The following is a 20,220-nucleotide window of genomic DNA, read 5'->3' as shown; positions in this document are numbered from 1 at the left end:
TTATCTCACGCCGCGCAACCGCACGATGAGGAGAAGCGTTGTCAGATTCGGTTGAATCCCTGCTCACAGCCCTCGATCTCGCCGATACCGGAGCCCGCACCCGCGAAGACATCTTTACGGGGCCCTCGCAGTGGATGCCTCAGGGGCGGGTCTTCGGCGGGCAAGTGCTCGCGCAGTCCGTCGTCGCGGCGAGCAGAACTGTTCCCGCCGATCGGTTCATCCATTCGATGCACGGCTACTTCCTGCGCCCTGGCGACGTCGAGCTGCCCATCACCTTCGCCGTCGATCGCATCCATGATGGACGGTCGTTCATGACCCGCAGAACGCAGGCCTACCAGAAGGGGCTGCCCATTCTGTCGATGATCGCGTCGTTCCAAGACGACGACGAGGGGCTTCAGCATGCAACGGAGATGCCCGATGTCGCACCTCCAGAGGATCTGCCGAGCGACACCGACATTCTCAGCGCGATCGATGACCCGCGTGCTCGTGCCTGGGCGGCGGACCGTCCGTTCGAGATTCGCCACATCACAGAGCCGATCTACCTCGCTCCCCCGTCGGAGCCGTCTCCCGAGCAGATGCTCTGGATGCGCGCAAAGGCGACATTGCCCGATGACCGCGGTTTGCATCAAGCAGCGCTCGCGTACGCGAGCGACTACACCCTTCTCGAGCCGATCCTGCGCCGACACGGACTCAGCTGGCTGACCCCAGGGCTCAAGATGGCAAGCCTCGACCACGGGATGTGGTGGCACGCACCTGCGCGAGTCGATGAATGGCTGCTGTACGTTCAGCAGTCGCCGAGCGCGTCCGGTGGTCGAGGGCTCACGCAGGGTCGCTTCTACTCGCGCGAGGGCGTACTCATCGCCTCAGTCGCGCAAGAGGGAATGGTGCGGGTTCCGCGCACGTGAGCTGTCAGCGCCGTCCCGAGAAGGCGACGGGCGGTTCGAGGTAGCGTTCCCAGGCCTGACGCTCTTCGGCGCGAATTCGACGTGGAGCGCCGGTTGCGGCATCGACGAGCACGATTGTGCTTGCCGCCCGCGCGGCGGGAGTGGCGCCATCGTGTGTGTAAACCTCGTAAGAGACGTCGAGGCTCGCCCCACCCAGCCGCCCGATCCAGAGTTGAATGTCAAGCGGCTCGCGCTGATATGCGATCGGGGCGAGGTACTCAACCTCGTGCCGAGCGACGAGCGTGAGCGTTTCGGAGCCGGGCTCGGCTTCAATGAGCGCCATGCCCTGGTCGATCGCCCCGCCCTCGTCATCACTGCGCCAGAAGACGCGGACGCGGGCCTCCTCGAGTACGCGCATCAGCTCCACGTTGTTCACGTGGTTGTAGGCGTCGAGATCTCCCCATCGCAGCTGGACCGGGGCCTGAACGCGCATCAGTCTCGCGTGAGCTTGCGGTACGTGGAACGGTGGGGCTTCGCCGCGTCGGCGCCGAGACGCTCGACCTTGTTCTGCTCGTAGGCTTCGAAGTTGCCCTCGAACCAGTACCAGTTCGCTGGGTTCTCCTCTGTGCCCTCGTAAGCGAGGATGTGCGTGGCGATGCGGTCGAGGAACCAGCGATCGTGCGTGACGACCACTGCGCATCCGGGAAACTCCAGCAGAGCGTTCTCAAGGCTCGACAGCGTCTCAACGTCGAGGTCGTTCGTCGGCTCGTCGAGAAGCAGAAGGTTTCCGCCCTGCTTGAGCGTCAGCGCGAGGTTCAGGCGGTTGCGCTCACCACCGGACAGCACTCCGGCCCGCTTCTGCTGGTCAGGACCCTTGAACCCGAATGTCGACACGTATGCTCGCGACGGGATCTCGGTGTTTCCGACCTGAATGTAGTCGAGCCCGTCGGACACGACTTCCCACAGTGACTTGTTGGGGTCGATTCCGCCGCGGGTCTGATCGACGTACGAGATCTTGACAGACTCGCCGACCTTGAGCTCGCCTCCGTCGAGAGGCTCAAGTCCGACAATCGTCTTGAACAGCGTCGTCTTTCCGACGCCGTTCGGCCCGATCACCCCGACGATGCCGTTTCGCGGCAGCGAGAACGACAGGCCGTCGATGAGCGTCCGCTCACCGAAACCCTTGCGCAGGTCGCGCGCTTCGATGACCGTCTGCCCCAGACGAGGTCCAGCGGGAATCTGGATCTCTTCGAAATCGAGCTTCCTCGTCTTCTCAGCCTCCGCCGCCATCTCCTCGTAGCGCGCGAGACGTGCCTTCGACTTCGCACGTCGTCCCTTGGCATTCGAGCGCACCCACTCAAGCTCATCCGAGAGTCGCTTGGCGAGCTTCGCGTCTTTCTTGCCCTGGACCTCAAGTCGCTCACGCTTCTTCTCGAGATACGTCGAGTAGTTTCCCTCGTAGGGGTAGAGGTGCCCGCGATCGACTTCGGCGATCCATTCCGCGACGTGATCGAGAAAGTAGCGGTCGTGCGTGACGGCGAGCACAGCACCGGGGTACTTGGCCAGATGCTGCTCCAGCCAGAGGACGCTCTCCGCGTCGAGGTGGTTCGTGGGCTCGTCGAGCAGAAGGAGGTCCGGCTTCTGAAGCAGCAGCTTGCACAGCGCGACACGGCGCTTCTCTCCTCCGGAAAGCACGCTGACGATGGCGTCGGACGGAGGGCAGCGCAGTGCGTCCATCGCCTGCTCCAGCTGGGAATCGAGGTCCCATGCGTCCGCGGCATCGATCTCTTCCTGCAGGGACCCCATCTCGGCGAGGAGCGCGTCGAAATCAGCATCCGGCTCGGCCATCGCTGCCGAGATCTCGTTGAAGCGGTCGACCTTGCGCTTGATCTCGCCCAAGCCGTCCTGCACGTTCTCGAGCACAGTGCGGTCCTCGTCGAGCTGCGGCTCCTGCATCAGGATGCCGACGCTGTAGCCAGGGCTGAGCTTTGCCTCGCCATTGCTCGGTGTGTCGAGACCGGCCATGATCTTGAGGATCGTCGATTTTCCAGCGCCGTTCGGGCCGACGACACCGATCTTCGCTCCAGGGAGGAAGGCCATCGTGACGTCGTCGAGGATCACTTTGTCCCCGACTGCCTTGCGCGCGCGGACCATCGAGTAAATGTATTCGGCCACTCTTATCCCTACACTGCTTTCATGTCCGTGAGGCCGTCGGGGCCTCCTGGGGTGATATCGCGTCGAACTGCCTGTTCACGCCGTTTGACGACCACCGTTCGGTGCCGCAGAAGGCACGTGGTGCGTCGTCGCCACCATAGAGGATAACGCGTGATCCTGCGTACCGGCGATGACCTCCCACAACGGGACGGTGCTAGCCGATCTCACGCGTCGTGCCCACGAGACACGTTCCCGAGCCGAGCACGTCCATGATCGTCGAGTGGTACCCGCCGACGGATTCGCCATTCTGGCCGATGAGGCACGCGTCATTCCAGCGCACCGAAAACTGGATCGATTCGGCGCGGTTGCCGACCGTCGAATAATCTTCGGTCACTTCCATGGCTGCCTTGTCGAATCCCGCATCGACGAGCGCGTTGATGAAGTCCATGCCCATGGCATCCGGGTTCTCTGCGAGCACCGCTTCGTTGACGGAGTCGAAGTACGCCAGATTATCGGCGGCGGTTCCGTCCGGATCGAAGGTCGGCGACGGCGAGAGAGATTCGGTCGACGTTTGTGAGGGCGCCGGTCCGGTCGCGGTGCTCGGAGCCGGGGATGGCTCGGCCGACCCACAGCCGGCGAGGACGAACGCCACAAGGAGTGCTGCACTGCACGTCGCCACGCGGGCGGCTCTGCGGTCCACTGCTCTCAGTCTCCGGTTCCGGCGACACGGTGCCGCCGGAACCGATTCTATGAGACTGAGTTGACTCCGTCGGTCATGCCGCCTCTTCGCGCCCGTGACCGGGAGGAACGGTCGACCAGGACTCCGCCGAAGCGCCAGGGGCCGTCTCGACGAGCGGAGCTCCCGGAACGTCGGGAGTCTCCGACGCGTCGGGAAGGAATCCATCGCCGTCCTCGCGAGCGTCCTCGGCCTGGTCCGCGTCAGCATGGTCAGCCTCGGCCTGGTTGTGCTTTCGATACGTCGTTGTTCCCCACGTCAGGTCGTGCCCCACTGATGTCGCGTCGATGTCGACGGTCATTCCGCTAGCGGTCTGATTCGACCATTCGCGGAGACGCACTCTCCCCGTCACGACAACCCGATCGCCTTTGTTCACGCTTGCCGCCACGTTCTTTCCGAGGTATCGATAGGCACCTACCGAGTACCAGTTCGTGCCGTATTCCGTCCATTTTCCGGATTGCTTGTCGTAACGCCTCAGGCTGGAGGCGAGACGGAAGTTGCACACCGGCGTTCCCGCAGCGTCTCCGAGCTGCGGTACGGTTCCAACAACGCCGGTGACCGTGATCGTATCGGCCATGATTGCTCCTCTCGATGTGAACCGCCCGCTCGGGCGGTGCGATTCCGGAGGCAACGCTCGTGCCGGATCTGTCGCCTCCGGAACCGTTCATCGAGTGTCCCGCCCGAACTCCCCCATCGACAGTGCACTGGCATGATCTGTGGAGCCGCGAGGCACGTCTCGGTGCTGTGGACGAGGGGTCAGCGGACGGCTCCCGAACGATCCGGCGCACCGTCGATTCCAGCGTGTTCCCGTAAGTTCACTAGCATTGCGCCATGACCTACATCGCCGATGATTCCCGCTATGACTCCATGCGCTATCGCCGAGCCGGACGCTCAGGCCTCCGCCTTCCAGAACTCTCGCTCGGGCTGTGGCACAACTTCGGAAACGAGCGGCCGATCGAGACACAGCGCGCGATCATCCGCCGGGCGTTCGATCTCGGCGTCACCCATTTCGACCTCGCGAACAATTACGGTCCGCCCGCCGGAAGCGCGGAGACCAACTTCGGACGAGTTCTCGCATCCGATCTCGCCGCCTATCGCGACGAGATCATCATCTCGAGCAAGGCGGGGTACTACATGTGGCCCGGCCCATATGGCGAATGGGGTTCGCGAAAGAACCTTCTGTCGTCCCTCGATCAGAGTCTCGCTCGTCTCGGCGTCGATTACGTCGACGTCTTCTACTCGCACAGGCCCGACCCTGACACTCCCATCGAAGAGACCATGGGCGCGCTCGCATCGGCGGTGCACGCGGGAAAGGCACTGTATGTCGGGGTGTCCAATTACTCGCCAGAGCAGACGGATGCTGCGGCCGCAGCCCTCGCCGAGCACAAAGTTCCTCTCGTGCTGCACCAGCCCTCCTACAGCATGTTCAACCGACATGTCGAGCATGGCCTGTTTCCCGTGCTTGACCGAACGGGGACGGGATGCGTTGTCTTCTCACCACTGTCGCAGGGCCTTCTCACGGACCGGTACCTGAGCGGCAGCATCCCCGAGGGTTCACGCGCTGCAACGAGCCCGTTCCTGTCGGCCGACCGCATTGACGACACGTACCTCACTCGCGCCCGGGCGCTGAATGAGATCGCCGCCGATCGCGGTCAGAGTCTCGCGCAACTCGCGCTGGCGTGGATTTTGCGTCAGCCGAGCGTCACCTCGGCGCTCATCGGCGCGTCGTCCGTCAAGCAACTGGAACAGAACATCGCCGCACTCGAGACCGCGCCGCTCACCAGCGATGAGATCACCGCGATCGAGCCGTTCGCCGTCGACGGCACGGGCCGCGGCTGACGGTCCGTCCTAAATGTCAGTGGCCGGTCCTAATGTTGAGCCACATCATCAACGGGGCCGGCCACGACATCGGGAGGGATCATGCAGAAGACTGCGACGCGCGATCGCCAGGCGCAGACGGTTCGCATCAACGACTACCTGTGGCGCGTCACCGCGTCCGACGGATTCGTGTACGGGCACATCGAACGCATTCCGACGCCGCAAGGCGATCGCTTTGAGGCGAAGCGCTATCGCCTCAGTGCGGCGCGCTTCATCTCCATCGGGAGGTTCTGGAGTTTCGACGATGCAGTCGATTGCCTGCGATTCGGATGAACGAGAATTCACTCGCGCCACGGCATGGCTCACGGGTTGGAGCAGGTGATCGGGTTATCGTTCGAGCATGAACTGGTGGAACGATTTCATCTCCTGGGTGACGGCAGCGGACACGCGTCCGACACTCTTCATCGCTGCCGTCATCGCCGTTTCGATCATCCTCTCCGGACTGATCGCCGCCGGTATCGGCCGTTCCGGCATCAAGCGGCTCATCGCCCAGCGTGACCGCGAGCAGCGTTCCGCCGCCATCGCCACGCTCATCGACGCGGCGACCGAGGCAACGGTATGGAACTCCCTCACGCCTCAGGAGCGCGTACTCGCTGACCGTGCCGTCGGTCAGGCCGACACCGTCATTCGCCTGCTCCCCGTGAAGGGATCATCGATCGCCGCCGACTGGGCGTCGCACCAGCTCGCGGAGATGAAGCGCGCGTCGTCGCGTTCTGACGCGGAACTCGACGCCGTCGTGGGCGAGTTCCGCGATCGACTGCTCGACTGGCAAGAGCGTCCCAGCCGCGCACGAAAGGTTTTTCAGAGCGATCTTGAGCGATGGGCGTTCTCTGGAGAGTCTGAAGGCGTCGCCTCCAACAATGACGCGTCTGTCGAGCAGCGTCTCGAGTCGGCGACGCCGGCTGCGTCGGCACTGCGCTACTCGGAGACTTCCCCGGCAGATGCCACGACGCAGAAGCTCATCGATGACGTCGCTGCTCTCGAAGCTGCCAAGAAGCGTCAGCAGTCGACGGCCACAGACGACGAGACCGGCGAGAAGTCAGCATCATAGCGGCGTCATCGCCACCACGTGTCGTCTGGACCGACCGGAGTGGTGCGCTTGTGGCGTGAGCGTGTGAACGTCGCTTCGATGCGCTCTGCCGTCTCGCGCGGCACGTCTCTGCCCTCGAGGTAGTCGTCGATGTCGGTGTACGACAAGCCCAGGTTGGCCTCATCCGACTGACCAGGGTCGTTATCGAGAAGATCGGCGGTTGGCACTTTCTCGTAGAGTCGTGCGGGAGCCCCAAGCTCCTTCAGCAGCTGCGCCCCCTGCCTCTTCGTGAGTCCCGACAGGGGAACGACGTCAGCGGCACCGTCACCGAACTTCGTATAGAAACCCGTCACAGCCTCGGCAGCATGGTCGGTGCCCACGACGAGTTTTCCGTCAAGCCCGGCAAGAGCGTACTGGGCAACCATGCGCATACGCGCCTTCACGTTGCCCTTATTGAAATCAGCAATGGGCTCACCTGTGGCGCGTTCGAATTCTTTGGCGATGCCCATAACGCCCGGCTCGATGTTGATCGTCACGGTGCGATCTGGATTGATGAATTCGAGAGCAAGCACCGCGTCATCTTCATCGTGCTGCACAGCGTACGGCAATCGCACGGCGAGAAACTCGGGCGCGGAGCCTCGCCGTCGCTGGCGCTCGACGGCCAGCTGGCAGAGGCGCCCGGCAAGCGTGGAGTCCTGTCCGCCGCTGATGCCGAGCACGAAGCCCTTGGCCGAGGCCGCATCCAGATATTCGTCGAGGAAGCCGACGCGTCTTTCGATCTCCTGAGACGGATCGACATCGGGACGTGCTCCCAGCTCAGCGATGATCTGTTCCTGCATTTCGCGCATGGTGCCACCATAGCTGAGGGCATGTTTCGTGGCGATGACGTCTACTGGAAGTCTCTCGATCGTGTCTGCGCACGAATGCTGAGCTGCTCGAACTGATCGGCGAGCACGTTCACCACTCCCTCGGGAGAACGCTCAAGCAATCCGCGGACGATGAGCGCCGGACTTTCGCGGGCAATGCGCCGATATCGGTTCCAGACGCCGGTGCTGCAGACCACGTTGACGAGCCCTGACTCGTCTTCGAGGTTCAAGAACGTCACATTGCGTGCCGTTGCAGGACGCTGCCGATGCGTCACCACTCCCGCGACGCGGACACGTCTGCCTGTCTCAGCCGTACGCAGTGCGGCCGCGCTCAGGACTCCGCGAGTATCGAGCTCTGCACGCACGTGCTCGAGGGGGTGCCCGTCGGGAGAGATCCCGGTCGCCCAGATATCCGATACCGCCTGCTCTTCCGGGGTGAGCAGCGAGAACAACGGCGGCTGCACAGTGAGCGTGGTTCCCGCCAGCTGGTCCGAGCGCTCCTGCGCAGCATGCTCTGCCTGCCACAGAGCCTCACGTCGGCTGAGCCCAAAGCACTCGAATGCTCCCGCATCGGCGAGAGACTCCAGCACGGCGGTACGCACTCCGGTCCTGCGCACGAAGTCGTACATGTTCCGGAAGGAGCCGCCGCGTTCACGTTCGGAGACAATCTGCTGCGCTGTTCTCTCTCCCACTCCGCGCACGGCAGCAAGCCCCAAACGTACAGCGAAGGATCCATCGCGGCGATGCTGCGATTGCGCGTCGTCCGCGTGCGGATCGAACGGCCCAATGGGAGGCTGCGTCGCTTGAACGCATGCATCCCGGCCGTCGTTTGCTGCGCCCGCGATCTTTTCGAGTGCGGGATGAACGTTTGAGAGATGAAGGTCGGGACGGCGTGTTTCCACTCCATGCCTGCGAGCATCGGCAACGAGGCTCTGCGGTGAATAGAACCCCATCGGCTGCGCCCGCAGCAGCGCAGCGAGAAAACCTGCGGGATAGTGCAATCGGAGCCATGCGCTGGCATAGACGAGGAGCGCAAAGCTGATCGAGTGGCTCTCGGCGAACCCGAAGTTCGCAAACGCCTGGATCTTGGCGTAGACAGCATCCGCGTTCTTTCCCACGAGACCGTTCGTCGCCATTCCCGCGTACAGCTTGTCACGCAGCGTGTCGATACGCTCTGTGCCGCGTTTTGACCCCATGGCCCGTCGAAGCTGATCGGCGTCCTCGGCCGAACACTCCCCGACCGCCATCGCCATCTGCATCAGCTGCTCTTGGAACAGCGGAACGCCGAGCGTCCGTTTGAGAACCGGTTCGAGTGCCGGGTGCAGATAGCTGACGGGGAATTCGCCCGTGACCTCCCCCGCAGCTTTACGGCGTTCCCACTCACGCTGCTCCATGCGACGTTTGATGTAGGGATGAACCGCTCCGCCCTGAATCGGACCGGGCCTCACAAGCGCGACCTCGACGACGAGATCGTAGAACTCTCGCGGCTGCAATCGGGGAAGCATTCCCATCTGCGCTCGGCTCTCCACCTGAAAGACGCCGACGGTATCGGCACGGCAGAGCACGTCGTAAACCGCGGGCTCTTCCTTCGGAATCGTGTCGAGTGCCCATTGCTCCCCGCAGGCATCGGCGACGATATCGAAGACGTACTGAATCGCCTCGAGCATTCCGAGCCCGAGCAGATCGAACTTGACAAGCCCCATCCACGCACAGTCGTCCTTGTCCCACTGCAGCACGGTGCGGCCCTCCATGCGCGCAGGCTCGATCGGACTCACTTCACCGACGGGACGATCGGTGAGCACCATTCCACCCGAGTGGATTCCGAGATGGCGAGGCAGCGTGAGTGCCTGGTCAGACAGTGCAAGAACGTCCTCGGGAATGTCATGGTCTTGTGCCTTGACGGTCGCACCCCACCGTTCAATCTGCGTGCTCCAGGCGTCTTGTTGACCAGGACTGTGCCCGAGAGCTTTCGCCATGTCACGCACCGCTCCCTTGGGACGGTAGCTGATGACATTGCAGACCTGGGCCGCGTTGTAACGGCCATAGGTCTCGTAGACGTACTGGATCACCTCTTCGCGACGCCCGGAATCGAAATCCACGTCGATGTCAGGCTCTTCTTCGCGCATGCTCGAGAGAAAGCGCTCGAATGGCAGCCCGTAGCGGATCGAGTCGACGGCCGTGATATCGATGAGAAAGCACACTGCGGAGTTCGCGGCAGACCCCCGCCCCTGACACAGGATGCCTCGCGACCGTGCAAAGCGCACGATGTCGTGCACGATCAGAAAGTATCCGGGGAAGTCTTTCTCCTCAATCACCTGCAGTTCGCGCTCGATGCGCTCGGTCTTCGCGCGGTCGAGGTCGGGATACTTGCGCGCAGCACCTTCCCACACCAGATGCCGGAGCCAGCTCATGGGGGTGTGGTCATCGGGAACCGGAAGTTTGGGCAACCCGGGCGACACAGCTCGGAGTGGGAATGCAAGCTCGTTCATCAGCTCGACACTGCGTGCGACAGCGCCAGGATAAGCGGCGAAGCGGCTGGCCATCTCAGCTCCGCTGCGCAGAAATGCAGCGCCTGACGCGGGCAACCAGCCGTCAAGATCATCGAGACTGCGACGAGCACGCACGGCAGAGAGAGCCTGCGCAAGCCGAAACTGGTGCGGCCGCGCAAAATGCACGTTTCCTGTCGCCACAACAGGCAAGCCGCGCTCAGCCGCCAGAGCGGCGAGGGCATCATTGCGGGCGTCATCGAGCGCCTCTCCCCTGGCGGAAAGCTCGACGGTGACGCCGTCTGCTCCGAAGAGATCCGTCAGTCGGTCCAGCTCGCGGCCGGCGGCAGAACGTCCCCCATGCTCAAGCGCTTGCCGCACAGCGCCCTTGCGGCATCCGGTCAGCACATGCACCTGACCATTCAGACGCTCTCCCAGGCTTTCACGACGATAGCGAGGGCTGCCCTTCTGCGCTCCGTCTGTGAGATTCGCCTCGGTAATCGCTCGTGCCAGGTGCCGATAACCCTCGGCGCCTCGTGCGAGCACGAGCAGATGCGTGCCTTCGGGATCCGCCTCTCCGTTCTGCGGTTCCGAGAGCTCGAGAGAGAGCTCAGATCCGAAAACCGTGGCGAATCCCGGATGCAGCGCGGCTGCCTCGGCGAAGCGCACGGCTCCGTAGAAGCCGTCATGATCGGTGAGCGCCATTCCCGGTAACCCCAGATCGACGGCGTCGTCGACGAGCTGTTCGGGCATGCTTGCGCCGTCGAGAAAGCTGTAGGCAGAGTGGACGTGCAGCTCTGCATAGGGAACCGAAGCTTCACGAGACGCTGACCGTGCGCCACGTGGGCTGTCTGCCGCCTCTCGGTGCTCATCGCGAGATGCCGCGACCTGCGCCGCAGCGATCTCGGGGTCGTCGGAGAGCCGACGTGCGAACTCCGCCCACGGAACAGGCGGGTTATGCCATCCCATGAGCGCGCTCCCTCTCAGTCATAACGCGCCTCGATGCTCCAGCGGCCGTCTTGTATCGTCAGCATCCACGCCTCGCCACGGTCATCAACGGCCTGGAATCGATCGACACGCTGGTGCGTGCGGGCATCCCACCAGCGGGCATCGACGTTCCATGGCCCGGCCCAGCCGCGGAGCATCCGGACATCCCCGTTGACCGATAACGCCATGAGCGGTGCCTGAAGTGCACCCCGCTCGGTCACGGAGGCGACGTTTCCCTCAATGTCGAGGACCGTCGCCTCGACAGGATTCTCAAGAACGAGGCTGGGAGACAGCCCTGTTCGAGACCCAGGCCATGGCTGTGCACTGCGATCCGCGCTACTGGGCTTCTCACCCCAGGGCACGAGCGTCTGCCGTTCGCGCAGGAGTCGACCGCCAGCGGGTTGAATCGTGCAGACCTCTGTGTGACCGATCATGCTCTGCACACGCGTGATGCTGTTGTGGACGCGCTGATCGGCAGAGTCCCCCCAGAGCCCTGCTACGTAGTTCGCGCGGTCGTCGAGGCCAACGACGGTGATGCGCACAGCACTGACCGGCGCGGCCAACGCTGCGGCTCCTGTCTGGGCTCCCTGCGTCTGCCACCGCACACGGTCGAGAATGTCGGCAGCGCGGAAGAATCGCGGATGCAGCCACGTTCGCTCCCCGACGCGCCCGTTCTCGTCGCGCAGCTCGACGCGGATCCCCGTTGCCACGCTCTTGGCCGCAGCGACCTGCTCCGTGAGCCCATCAACATCGGCGCGGAGGCTGAAGGCGATTTGATCGACACGGTCAAGAGGCTCATCGAACTGCCGGTGCACCTCGTACTCGGCGGTGTCTCCTGTCGGCACGACCATGCGCGGATCGTCGCCATTCGCCAAGCGGTGTACGCGAACAGCATCCGGCCCGAACCGATCGCGAACCTGCGTGATGTCCAGACGGGCATAATCGCCGAGAACGTGAATACCGAGTCTGTGCAGGAGCGGCCCGTTGCCAGCCAGAGCATCTGCAGGCAGCTCATCGATGGGAACGGCGGCGACGAAGCGAGCCGTCTCTGCGGAGGGGATATCGACGATGCCGCCGGAAGCGGCACGCCGGGCGGCCAGCTCTGCGGGGAAGATGCCATCAGCGATCCCCGCTCGCACGTCGATGATCCCGTCGGCATGAACAGCCCCCAGAAGCCTCTCGGCAGCGGCGTGCTCTCCGCCGTAGTACCGACCCGGCCCCCGGAGCCGCAGCGCGCACATGCCCGGCTGCAAGACCTGCCCGCCGGGTGCGAGTTCTTCGATCGAGCGGAAGACGCTCTCAAAGGCTCGGTAATCGGCGTCGGAATCGTAGGGCTGCACCTCAACGTGAGGGCACGCCGCTTGCGCCTCGCGCGTGCGCTGTCCCGGCTTCACTCCCCATGCAGATGCTGCCTCATTGCACTCAGAGACCACCCCCGCGACGATCAGCGCGAGTGGCGCGTCGCGTGCAAGCCCTCGCGCCCTGGCAGCGGCAGCTGTCGACCATCCCGGAATCCACAGCACAAGGGTGCGAAGCGCAGATGCCTTCATCAACCTCACCTCATTCGTCACTGTGTTCGATGAGACCAGGCGGGTCCGACATTTCCGAGAGTGTGAAGGAAACACGCCGCGGTATCCCGCTGCGCCCCCGTGCAGTTGCCGTGATGCGGCACGCGGCGAGATGCCCGTGCCCGGCTCGCAGACCGCTCCAACGCCGCTCGCTGATGGCCAGCCGATCTTCGGCCCCCGGCCATTCGCCCAGCCGAAGCATCACGCTGCCGGTGCGGCGGAGCCTCGCCTCGAGCCTCTGCGCTTCGCCAGCGCTCACCGTAGCAGCATCGCCCAGCACGACAACAGACATCACATCGGCAAGAGCCGCCGAGACCCGCATTCCCTGATCGCCGGGGTGCGGAACGACGATCAGCCGCTCAAAGTCAACACCGGCCGCCATCGCCGCAGCCGCCGAGAAGTCCGGCATCCCGACAACGGCAACCCAGTCCCCCCTGCGTGTCGCCGCCGAGAGGAGCATTGTCGCCAGCAGCGGCGACAGCACCTCATATACGCCGCCCGGCTTCAAACCGCCACGGGGAAAGAGGCCACCCAGTTCGGAGGCCACGGGAACGACCGGCGCCTCGGAGCCCGCACCCAGCGTGCTCCGCTGCATGCTGCGAATGCGCCCGCTCAGCTCGGCCAGCACATCGGCACGGCTCGACGCGGATGCATCGACAGCATCCCATGCGCGCGCCGCTCCCGTTTTCATACCGCCATAATCGAACATTCGTTCGGCATAGTCAATCCGGGTGCGACGATCTTCTGCCTGTCAGACGTACAGGCTACTCTGAACCCATGTGCGGACGATTTGCCATGGATCAGACGGTCGACGAGCTCATCACCGAGTTCGTCATCGTCACCGGCCAGCAGCCAGAGAACTGGACTCCTGATTGGCGCAGCGGCTACAACATCAAACCGACAGAGCGCGTGGCCGCTGTCTTCGAGTCGTCCCGCGACGGGAGCCCTCCTGTGCGCCGCCTCGAGGGGGCACGCTGGTCGCTTCTGCCCGGTTGGGCTCGTGACGCAAAGCTCACGTATCCGACGTTCAACGCACGAAGCGAGACGGCCGCTTCGAAGGCCACGTTCAAAAGCAGCGTCGCGTCGAAACGAGCGATCATCCCCGCTCGCGGCTATTACGAGTGGAAAACCGTCGGCAAGACGAAGACGCCATTTTTCATCAGCGAGCCTGACAGCCCTCTCGCCTTCGCTGGCCTCTACTCCTGGTGGCGCGCGTCCCCTGACGAAGAATGGATGCTGACAGCGACGATCCTCACGCGGCAGGCCGACGGACCTCTCGCCGACATCCACGAACGCACGCCCGTGACGCTTCCACCGCACATGCACGATGTGTGGCTCGATGCAACGGTCGTCGGCGATCAGCAGCTGGTGGATGCTGCCGTTGCGGCCTCTCGCGAAGTTGACCTCGTGTCATACGAGGTGGCACCGCTCGGTCGCGATGCCGACGGTCCCGAACTCATCGAGCCGCTGAAGCCGCTTTTCTAAGTCACGCGCTCTTGCGCTTGCGCGACGACGATCCTCCGCTCTTCGTCGATGACGACCCACTCGTCTTCTTCGCCGCAGAGGATTTCTTCGCTGCGGACGATTTCGACGACGACTTCTGCGGACTCTTCTTCGTCTTTCCACCACGCTTTGTCGCGCGCGACTTCTTGACGCTCTTCTTCAACGCCTCCATGAGGTCGATGACCTCAGCCCCCTCTGCACCTTCGACCTCGCCGAATGTTGCATCGGTGTCGAGAGCATCCCCCTGCTTGATCTTCGCATCGATCAGCTTCTCGAGCTCTGCCTGGTATTCATCATGGAACTCGTCAGGGGCGAAGTCCGAGGCGATGCTCTTGACGAGGGATGCTGCGAGATCCATCTCCTTTCCCGAGATGCGCACCTTCTCGTCCAGCGCAGCGAACGATGGCTGCCGCACTTCATCGGGCCAGCGCAGCGTCTGCAGCATCAGCATGTCTCCGTGCACACGGAGAGCCGCGAGGCGCGTGCGCTGCCGGAGGGCGAACTGCACGATTGCCGTGCGCTCGGTCTTCTCCAGGGTGCGGCGCAGCAGCACATAGGCCTTCGGCGACTTTCCGGCCGGTTCCAGAAAGTAGCTCTTGTCGTACAGAATGGGGTCGATCTGCGAGCTCGGCACGAACTCCTCGACCGAGATGTCCCGACTGCGTTCCTGCGGCAGCGAGTCGAGCTCTTCCTTGGTCAGCACGATCGTCTCGTCGTCCTCGACGACCGCCCTTTCGATGTGCTCATAGGGGACGAGGCGGCCGCACACGTCGCATCGACGTTCGTAGTGAATGCGCCCGCCATCTCTGTCATGCACCTGATGCAGGGTGACGGATCGTCCTTCTGTTGCGCTGTACAGCTTCACCGGCACATTGACGAGGCCGAAGCTGATCGCACCTGTCCAGATCGCTCTCATACGTACAGTAGACGCCATTTCAGTGTCAACAGGCTAGCCATTGCGCCGAATCGCCTCCACCATGTAGGCATGGCATCCTCTCAGAGGCAGACGGTTCAGGTCGACGGCCGAAAGCTGCAGCTGTCGAACCTCGACAAAGTGCTGTATCCGTCGACGGGAACGACGAAACGAGACGTACTGGACTATCTGGGCGCGATCGCTCCCGTCATGATCCCCCACTGCCGTGGACGCGCGGCGACGCGCAAACGCTGGCCGAACGGCGTCGGCGAAGACGGTTCGGGGCAGATGTTCTTTCAGAAAGACATCGGCGAGGGCGCCCCGGACTGGGTCGAGGTGCGCAGCATCCAGCATTCCGACCATGTCAATACCTACCCTCTGGTCAACGATCGCGCGACTCTCACGTGGCTCGGTCAGCTCGCCTCACTCGAGATTCACGTGCCGCAATGGCGATTCGGGCGGGGAAACGAGAAGCTCAATCCCGACCGGCTCGTTCTCGACCTCGACCCGGGCGAGGGCGTGACGCTGCGCGAATGTGCAGATGTGGCGCGTCTTGCCCGCAGCATCCTTCACGATATGGGACTGAGCGTCGTTCCCGTCACGAGCGGGAGCAAGGGCATCCACCTCTACGCCGCGCTCGATGGATCGCAGACATCGGACCAGGTGTCAAAGGTGGCGCGCGAACTCGCACGATCTCTCGAAGCGGACTATCCCGATGAGATCATCAGCTCGATGAAGCGCTCGGCTCGTGCAGGCAAGGTCTTCATCGACTGGAGTCAGAACAACGCGAGCAAGACGACGATTGCTCCGTATTCGTTGCGCGGACGCAGCACGCCGATGGTGGCGGCGCCGCGCACGTGGGGAGAACTCGCCTCGCCCCACCTCAAGCACCTCGACTTTCGCGAGGTGCTCAAACGTGTGAAGCGGCGCGGCGATCCGATGGCTGAGATCACGGGCGACGACGACGAGGAGCCTGCGCGAGACCGCCTCACCGTTTATCGTTCGAAGCGCACGCAGGGCAAGACGCCAGAGCCCATTCCGGATGCTGTCGCTCAGCGCGAATCAGAGAAGCCGAGTTTCGTCATTCAGGAGCACCATGCACGAAGATTCCACTATGATTTCCGGCTCGAGCACGAGGGCGTTCTCGTCAGCTGGGCTCTGCCCAAGGGGGTTCCCACGGTCCCGAAGCGCAACCACCTGGCAGTGCCGACGGAGGACCATCCGCTGGAGTACGGCAGCTTCGAGGGGCGCATTCCCAAGGGGGAATACGGCGCAGGCGTTGTTGAGATCTGGGATTCGGGCACGATCGACGTTGATACGTGGAGTGATGGCAAAGTAGTGGCAACCTTGCACGGGTCGCCTGGCGGCGGTCTCGGCGGAGAGCGCACGTTCGCGCTGTTCCGCACGAAGGACGATCCTGACAAGCCGCAGTGGATGATTCACGTGATGGATGAGAAGAAGGCGCAGAAGCACCACGCCGAGAGTTCATCCGATGGTCGCTCGCGTTCGAACACCTCTCGGTCTCCGTCGCGTTCCCTGCGTCCCATGCTCGCCACGCGCGGCACCGTCGGCGAGATCAGCGGTCCGTCGGCGTCGGAGTGGGCGTTCGAGATGAAATGGGACGGCATGCGCGCTCTCATACACATTGACGGCGATGACGTGCGTCTGACGAGCAGGGCCGGGCACGATGTCACGAGAAGCTATCCGGAGTTCAGCGACGCTTCCGATGACGTCGATGCGGACTCATGCGTGCTCGATGCCGAACTCGTCGCTCTCGACGACTCAGGTCGCCCGGACTTCGGTCGCATGCAGCAGCGCATGAACGTGTCGAAGCCTCGCGACGTCGAGCGTGCGCGCTCTCGTGTTCCCGTCATCGCGATGGTCTTCGACGTCCTCGACATCAACGGCAATGCGACGACATCGCTCCCCTACGTCGACCGCCGTGAGCTTCTCAGCGAGACGATCGATGAGGATGCCGCGCGCACGCTGTTCGTCCCGCCAGCGTTCGACGGTGATATCGACGCGGCGATCGCGGCGAGCCACGAGCGAGACCTTGAAGGAGTCATGGCCAAGCGCCGCGACAGCACGTACACGCCCGGCGCGCGGTCACGGGAATGGCTCAAGCTTCCGCACGCGGAGGCGAGCGAGGTCGTTGTCATCGGGTGGCGCCCGAGCGACGCCGACCCAGACGGCTTCGCGTCGCTGCTTCTCGCGATACCCGGCGATGACGGCCTGCGTTACGCGGGACGCGTCGGAACGGGTTTCTCCACACGGGATCGCCGCACCATTCGCTCCGAACTCGCGAAGATGGCGCGCAAGACGCCTCCCGTCTCAGACGTGCCGCCCGCTGATGCACGTGATGCGCACTGGGTCACGCCACGCCGTGTGGCCGAGGTGAGATACCGCGAGATCACCGCCGATCATCGGCTGCGCCACCCGACTTGGCGCGGGTGGCGCCCCGACAAGGAGGTCGACGACATCAGCCCTCCTGGGGCTTGAGCACGACCTTGACGCAACCATCCTGCTTCTTCTGGAACGTCTCGTAGAGTGCAGGCGCCTCATTGAGCCCGGCGCGATGCGTGACGAGATCGTCGATGCCGAGCGGGTCGCTGGGGTCGCCGGCGAACGGCATGAGCGCGTCGACCCAGCTCTGCACGTTGCACTGCCCCATGCGCACGGTCAGCTGACGGTCGAACATCGTCAGCATCGGCAGCGGGTCCGCCGCGCCGGCATAGACGCCGCTCAGCGAGAGCGTGCCGCCTCGACGCACGGCCGCGATGGCCGTGTGCAGCGCGGCGAGCCTGTCGATGCCCGCGTGCATCATCGCGGGTTTAGCCACGGCATCGGGAAGCGTTCCGACAAGCGTCTGTGCACCTGCCGCGAACGGCGAGCCGTGTGCTTCCATTCCCACGGCGTCGATGACCGCCGCCGGTCCTCGGCCGTCGGTGGCGTCACGAAGCTCATCGACGATCTCATTGTGAACGTCGATCGCGCGGACGCCATTGCGCTCGGCCATCGCTCTGCGCTCAGAGACGGGGTCAACACCGATGACCTCGCATCCACGTTCCCGTGCAATGCGTGAGGCGAATTGGCCGACGGGTCCGAGCCCGAGAACCGCGATGCTGTCCCCGGGGACCACGCCCGCATATTCGACGCCCTGCCATGCGGTGGGAAGGATGTCACTGAGAAACAGATAGCGCTCGTCAGGTGCGTCGTGCGGCACGACGACGCAGTTCGCGTCAGCGCGCAGCACACGGAGGTACTCCGCCTGACCTCCGGGAACGGAGCCGTACAGCTCTGTGTAGCCGTACAAGGTCGCTCCCGAGCCCTTCTCACGCACTTGAGTCATCTCACACTGCGTCTGCAGGCCGCGCCGACACATGAAGCACTCACCGCAGGCGATCACGAAGGGAACGACAACGCGGTCCCCGACAGCGACAGTTGAAACGTCAGCTCCCACGTCTTCGACGATCCCCATCGCTTCGTGCCCGAGCACGTCTCCCTCGGACAGAAACGGCCCCAGCAACTCGTACAAGTGCAGATCTGAACCGCAGATCGCTGTCGACGTCACCCGAATGATGGCGTCCGTCGGTTCCATGATGGCCGGGTCCGGTACCGTGTCGACGCTCACCTCGCGGCGGCCGTGCCATGTCAGCGCCCTCATGAGCCGAGCTCCTCGTCGCCTGTCCGTGCTGCGCCCATCTCGCTCATCGCGGCCCTCCTGTCCTCAAGCGAAAGGCCGGCACCCAGCCGCCGGAGCGGGAGTGCCGGCCGGTGTCGCTGTGACACTACGGGTTTCGCGCCCCTGAGTCAGGGGGCTTGACGACGCGACGTCAGGCGATGATCGTCCACGGGTTCTCGATGAACCTGGTGAGCGTCTGCAAGAACTGCGCAGCGAGAGCACCGTCGATGATGCGGTGATCGCTCGAGAGCGTGTACCGCATGCGGTGACGCGCGACGATCTCGCCGTCGACGACGACAGCCTCCTGCTTGGTTCCGCCGACAGCGAGAATCGCGCCCTCCGGCGGGTTGATGATGGCGGTGAACTCCTCCACCCCGAACATCCCCAGGTTGCTGATCGTGAAGGTGCCTCCCGACATCTGGGTCGGGCTCAGCTTCTTCTCGTTCGCGAGCTTCGCGAGCTTCTTGGTCTCGACACCCAGCTGCGTGACCGTCTTCGTGTCGGCGTCGTCGATCACGGGAACCATCAGACCAGCATCGCTCGCCACGGCGACTCCCACGTTCACGCGGCTGTGCCGCAGAATGTGATCGGCGTCGTCACTCACATATGACGCGTTGACCTCGGGGTGCTCCCGCAGTGCCAGAGCCGCGGCGCGCACGATGAGGTCGTTGACGCTCACCTTGGGCCGGCCTGCCGCAACAAGCTGCTCGTTGAGCGACCCGCGCAGCTTGACGAGCTCCTCGGCATCGGCGACGGCCGTGACGAAGAAGTGCGGAATCTCACGTGCGCTCTCACCGAGACGACGGGCGATCACACGACGGATGCTGCTGATCGGCTCCTTCTGCGATCCGCGGCGTTCATCGTCCGCCGACGCCGCTGGCGCCTGCTTCGATTCGGCCTTCGCCGCCGGCTTGCCTTCGTCGCCCTTCTGCTCCTTCGACGAAGATGCAGCGGGCTTCTCCGACAGCAGCGGGTCGATGTCAGCGCGGATGATGCGTCCACCAGGACCGGAGCCGGTCACCTTCGAGAGGTCGAGATCATAGTCGCGGGCGAGCTTGCGCACGAGCGGCGACGCGAAGCGACGCTCGCCCTCCGGCTGAGCATCGCTCTCAGCGGCCTCATCCTGCTTCGGCGCAGCGTGCGTCGCCGCGTCGTCTGCCAGCGGCGCCTCGGGCTCAGCCTTCTCGGCCTTCTGCTCGTCGGCGTCGGCAGCATCCGGCTTCTCGTCGGACGTGGATTCGCTGCGGTCCTCGGAGGCGTCAGACGAATCGTCGCTCGTGCTGCTGTCTCCCGAACCGTCGTCGAGCTTCGCGATGGGCGTGCCGATCGAGACGAGCTCACCTTCTTCGACGAGAATCTCGGCGAGAGTCCCGGACTCGTACGCTTCGTACTCCATCGTCGCCTTGTCGGTTTCGATCTCGACGAGGACATCGCCCTCTTCAACTGTGTCGCCAGCCTTCTTGTGCCAGGTGGCGATTGCGCCCTCCTCCATCGTGTCGGAGAGTCGCGGCATTGTGATTTCGATCATCATTC

Annotated in this window: 17 protein-coding genes; 6 read left to right on the top strand and 11 right to left on the bottom strand. The window is 63.9% G+C overall.

What is annotated here, in order from left to right:
* The first annotated feature begins 38 nt into the window (after positions 1–38).
* Positions 39–905 (top strand): acyl-CoA thioesterase, encoded by an 867-nt coding sequence (locus ATJ78_RS10300; RefSeq protein ID WP_245836283.1) that lies wholly within the window; start codon positions 39–41, stop codon positions 903–905.
* A 4-nt stretch (positions 906–909) separates the two neighbouring features.
* On the opposite strand, the gene ATJ78_RS10295 is transcribed toward ATJ78_RS10300, so the two are convergent.
* The 4 genes from ATJ78_RS10295 to ATJ78_RS10280 form a co-directional block, all read right to left on the bottom strand.
* A complete protein-coding gene (locus tag ATJ78_RS10295) occupies positions 910–1,377 on the bottom strand; it encodes an acyl-CoA thioesterase (RefSeq protein WP_098407507.1) in 468 nt (155 codons plus the stop codon).
* Complete coding sequence (gene ettA, locus ATJ78_RS10290) at positions 1,377–3,059, bottom strand: energy-dependent translational throttle protein EttA (RefSeq protein WP_098407506.1); 1,683 nt, start codon at positions 3,057–3,059, stop codon at positions 1,377–1,379. The genes ATJ78_RS10295 and ettA overlap by 1 nt, the downstream gene beginning before the upstream one ends.
* A 193-nt stretch (positions 3,060–3,252) precedes the next feature.
* Positions 3,253–3,738, bottom strand: coding sequence for a DUF6993 domain-containing protein (locus tag ATJ78_RS10285; RefSeq protein ID WP_245836282.1), 486 nt, complete (start codon positions 3,736–3,738; stop codon positions 3,253–3,255).
* A 73-nt stretch (positions 3,739–3,811) separates the two neighbouring features.
* Positions 3,812–4,351 carry a single-stranded DNA-binding protein gene (locus tag ATJ78_RS10280; protein WP_098407505.1) on the bottom strand — a complete coding sequence of 180 codons (540 nt, stop codon included), beginning with the start codon at positions 4,349–4,351 and terminating at the stop codon, positions 3,812–3,814.
* 254 nt (positions 4,352–4,605) lie between these two features.
* Here ATJ78_RS10280 and ATJ78_RS10275 point away from each other — a divergent pair, with 254 nt between their 5' ends.
* The 3 genes from ATJ78_RS10275 (at position 4,606) to ATJ78_RS10265 (ending at position 6,703) form a co-directional block, all read left to right on the top strand.
* On the top strand, positions 4,606–5,613 hold the full coding sequence (locus ATJ78_RS10275) for an aldo/keto reductase (RefSeq protein WP_098407504.1): 1,008 nt from the start codon (positions 4,606–4,608) through the stop codon (positions 5,611–5,613).
* Positions 5,614–5,694: 81 nt separating this feature from the next.
* Positions 5,695–5,925 carry a hypothetical protein gene (locus tag ATJ78_RS10270; protein WP_098407503.1) on the top strand — a complete coding sequence of 77 codons (231 nt, stop codon included), beginning with the start codon at positions 5,695–5,697 and terminating at the stop codon, positions 5,923–5,925.
* A 67-nt stretch (positions 5,926–5,992) separates the two neighbouring features.
* The gene (locus ATJ78_RS10265; protein WP_098407502.1) at positions 5,993–6,703 is read left to right on the top strand and encodes a hypothetical protein; all 711 of its coding nucleotides are present in this window, start codon (positions 5,993–5,995) and stop codon (positions 6,701–6,703) included.
* A gap of 5 nt (positions 6,704–6,708) precedes the next feature.
* Here the strand turns inward: ATJ78_RS10265 and nadE are convergent, their stop codons facing one another.
* The 4 genes from nadE to imuA' are packed head-to-tail and all read right to left on the bottom strand — an operon-like array spanning position 6,709 to position 13,280.
* Complete coding sequence (nadE, locus tag ATJ78_RS10260) at positions 6,709–7,530, bottom strand: NAD(+) synthase (RefSeq protein ID WP_098407501.1); 822 nt, start codon at positions 7,528–7,530, stop codon at positions 6,709–6,711.
* A gap of 41 nt (positions 7,531–7,571) precedes the next feature.
* A complete protein-coding gene (locus ATJ78_RS10255; protein ID WP_098407500.1) occupies positions 7,572–11,003 on the bottom strand; it encodes an error-prone DNA polymerase in 3,432 nt (1,143 codons plus the stop codon).
* Positions 11,004–11,017: 14 nt separating this feature from the next.
* A complete protein-coding gene (locus tag ATJ78_RS10250; RefSeq protein ID WP_098407499.1) occupies positions 11,018–12,571 on the bottom strand; it encodes a DNA polymerase Y family protein in 1,554 nt (517 codons plus the stop codon).
* A gap of 10 nt (positions 12,572–12,581) precedes the next feature.
* Positions 12,582–13,280: a DnaE2-dependent mutagenesis accessory factor ImuA' gene (gene imuA', locus ATJ78_RS10245; RefSeq protein ID WP_098407498.1), complete on the bottom strand. Its 699-nt coding sequence runs from the start codon at positions 13,278–13,280 to the stop codon at positions 12,582–12,584.
* On the opposite strand from imuA', the gene ATJ78_RS10240 reads away from it, so the two are divergent.
* Positions 13,238–14,074, top strand: coding sequence for an SOS response-associated peptidase (locus ATJ78_RS10240; protein ID WP_434061494.1), 837 nt, complete (start codon positions 13,238–13,240; stop codon positions 14,072–14,074). The genes imuA' and ATJ78_RS10240 overlap by 43 nt on opposite strands.
* A gap of 1 nt (position 14,075) precedes the next feature.
* Here ATJ78_RS10240 and ku read toward each other — a convergent pair whose 3' ends face one another.
* Positions 14,076–15,008, bottom strand: a complete 933-nt coding sequence (gene ku, locus ATJ78_RS10235; protein WP_098407496.1) for a non-homologous end joining protein Ku — start codon at positions 15,006–15,008, stop codon at positions 14,076–14,078.
* Positions 15,009–15,077: 69 nt separating this feature from the next.
* On the opposite strand from ku, the gene ATJ78_RS10230 reads away from it, so the two are divergent.
* Complete coding sequence (locus ATJ78_RS10230; RefSeq protein WP_098407495.1) at positions 15,078–17,504, top strand: ATP-dependent DNA ligase; 2,427 nt, start codon at positions 15,078–15,080, stop codon at positions 17,502–17,504.
* On the opposite strand, the gene ATJ78_RS10225 is transcribed toward ATJ78_RS10230, so the two are convergent.
* Both ATJ78_RS10225 and ATJ78_RS10220 read right to left on the bottom strand, forming a co-directional pair.
* Positions 17,485–18,669, bottom strand: a complete 1,185-nt coding sequence (locus ATJ78_RS10225) for an alcohol dehydrogenase catalytic domain-containing protein (RefSeq protein ID WP_098407494.1) — start codon at positions 18,667–18,669, stop codon at positions 17,485–17,487. The genes ATJ78_RS10230 and ATJ78_RS10225 overlap by 20 nt on opposite strands.
* A 169-nt stretch (positions 18,670–18,838) precedes the next feature.
* Entirely contained in the window at positions 18,839–20,218 is a 1,380-nt protein-coding gene (locus ATJ78_RS10220) for a dihydrolipoamide acetyltransferase family protein (protein ID WP_245836280.1), read from the bottom strand.
* Positions 20,219–20,220 lie beyond the last annotated feature (2 nt).

Source organism: Paramicrobacterium agarici, from assembly GCF_002563955.1.
GTDB lineage: Bacteria > Actinomycetota > Actinomycetes > Actinomycetales > Microbacteriaceae > Paramicrobacterium > Paramicrobacterium agarici.
This window is presented reverse-complemented; position numbering and strand designations above follow the sequence as displayed.